This window comes from Frankia sp. AgKG'84/4 (genome assembly GCF_023242965.2).
Classification (GTDB): Bacteria; Actinomycetota; Actinomycetes; order Frankiales; family Frankiaceae; genus Frankia.
This window is the reverse complement of the sequence record NZ_JALKFU020000998.1, coordinates 1-1,883: the sequence shown is the minus strand read 5'-3', so window position 1 is coordinate 1,883 and position 1,883 is coordinate 1. Positions and strand designations below refer to the sequence as shown.

Genomic DNA, 1,883 nt, shown 5'->3' with positions numbered 1-1,883 from the left:
CACGCGGGCAGCGCCGGATCCGCCGACGGGCGCGCGGCCGTCACCGAAGGCTACGCCGGTGGAGCGACCCGACGCCGCGGGCGCAACCGGGGCGTGTCGGCGTACCCGCACGCCGCACGCGGGTCCACGGGCGTCGCGCGGGCGACCCGATCGCCCTCAGCGACCCTCGAACTGGCGCACGAACGCCTCACGTTCGGCCGCGGCCCTGGCGACCAGGCGTTCGGCGCGGGCGAAGGCCTCGTCATCCAGGAACAACTCGGCGCAGTACCGGTCCACCAGGCCCGCGAGGGTGTGCAGGACAGCGCGTAGTTCCGCGGGTGAGGCGGCCATCCACGGCCAGGCATTCTCTCGCATTCCGTATACCGCGTGCAGAACGTCCTGGACGCTCAGGCCGCGCTGGCCGATAGCCGCGTCGGCGTCCCCGTTCCTCGGCCCGGAATCCGACTCCGACCACATCCCGACGCGGGCGCCCAGCGCCCAGCACGTCCACGGATCGCAGGCCACGTCCAGGATTCGGTGCGCGCCGCGGAATAGGACATGCCAGCAGGTCCTTTCCGCTACGAACAGCCCGTACTTCTCGGCCAGCGGTTCCAGAGTCTCCATCACCGCCTGGTCGAACCCGATGCCGGCGTGCCCCCCGCCGGCCGGCTCGCCGCGTTCGTACCGCAACCCCATGCACCTCGCCTTTCCGGCCGTTCGGGTGCCGTTAACGGCATTCCAGGTCGCTGGTCCGGTTCCTCCCACGGCACCGGCAGCACCCGCCGGGTGGCGCGCGCCGGGCCGGGCCAACGACACGGGGACCCGCGGTGAACTGTAGAAGAAAACAGCGGATCGAGTCGCGGGAATCGGGATGCTTGTCCACTGGACGTCGATTGTTGGCGTGGCGCCGCCGCGGTGCCACGGCGCCCGCGGCCGCGAATTCGGAAACGAACCCACAAACGGGTTCCCGAGGGCCGCGCCGGACAGCGGCGACAACGCCGTCGGATCCGCAGGTCAGCACCACGCCGGGCACCGTCCAGCGAGCCTCCCGGCGGGAGCGGGCAGCCTTTCCCGCCGACCGCGGCGGGACTCTGGTCCTCCCGATGGGCACACCACGGACGAGCGAGGGCGGACGCACGAAGGGGCTATCGCCACCCCACCCACAGATCACACATGGACCACGGTTGCCGACCCTGTGTGACAGGTCGCCAATCGGACAGCCAGCGGGTGGGGAACGGTGCTCGCGGGTCCGGGCGGCCTCGGTAGCATCGCCTCGATTCCGCGCCGCCGGCACCGCCCGGGCCTGCCAGCAGGGCAGATCCACCGGCGGACCGACACGGCGCGCACACCCGGTCCACCGGGTGTGCGCCTTCCCTGGGAGCACACGATGACATCGCCATGGCAACCGCAGGACCAGCCACAGGGCTACCAGGGCCAGCCCGGACCTGGTGAGGGCCAGCACGGCTACCCGCAGCAGGGCTATCCGCAGCAGGGCTATCCCGGTCCGGGCGGCTACCCGGGGCCGGCGGGGCAGCCCGGCTACCCGCCCGGCGCCCCGGGCTACCCGCCGCCCGGCTACGGCGCCCCGGCCCCGTTCGACCAGTCCGCTCCGTTCGGGCGCCACCCGATCACCGGCGAGGCGTACTCGGACAAGCAGAAGCTGACCGCCGGGCTGCTGCAGATCCTGCTCGGCGGCGTCGGCGCCGGCCGCTGGTATCTCGGCAACACCGGCATCGCGCTGGCCCAGCTGTTCACCTGCGGCGGCCTGGGCGTGTGGGCACTGATCGACGGCATCATGATGCTGACCGGCACCGTGCGGGACAAAAACGGCCGGCCGCTGCGTGACTGATCCGCCCGTCGCGCGGACCCGCGTCGGCGCCCTCCCCGCGGCGCTGGCCCGGCGC

At 72.9% G+C, this 1,883-nt stretch carries 2 protein-coding genes; one reads left to right on the top strand and one right to left on the bottom strand.

Features of this window, described 5'->3' with window-relative positions:
• Positions 1-156 precede the first annotated feature (156 nt).
• Positions 157-675, bottom strand: coding sequence for a hypothetical protein (locus tag MXD58_RS26725; protein WP_250610568.1), 519 nt, complete (start codon positions 673-675; stop codon positions 157-159).
• Between the two features lie 691 nt (positions 676-1,366).
• Between MXD58_RS26725 and MXD58_RS26720 the strand changes: the two genes are divergently transcribed.
• A complete protein-coding gene (locus MXD58_RS26720; protein ID WP_248837026.1) occupies positions 1,367-1,828 on the top strand; it encodes a TM2 domain-containing protein in 462 nt (153 codons plus the stop codon).
• Positions 1,829-1,883: the final 55 nt, after the last annotated feature.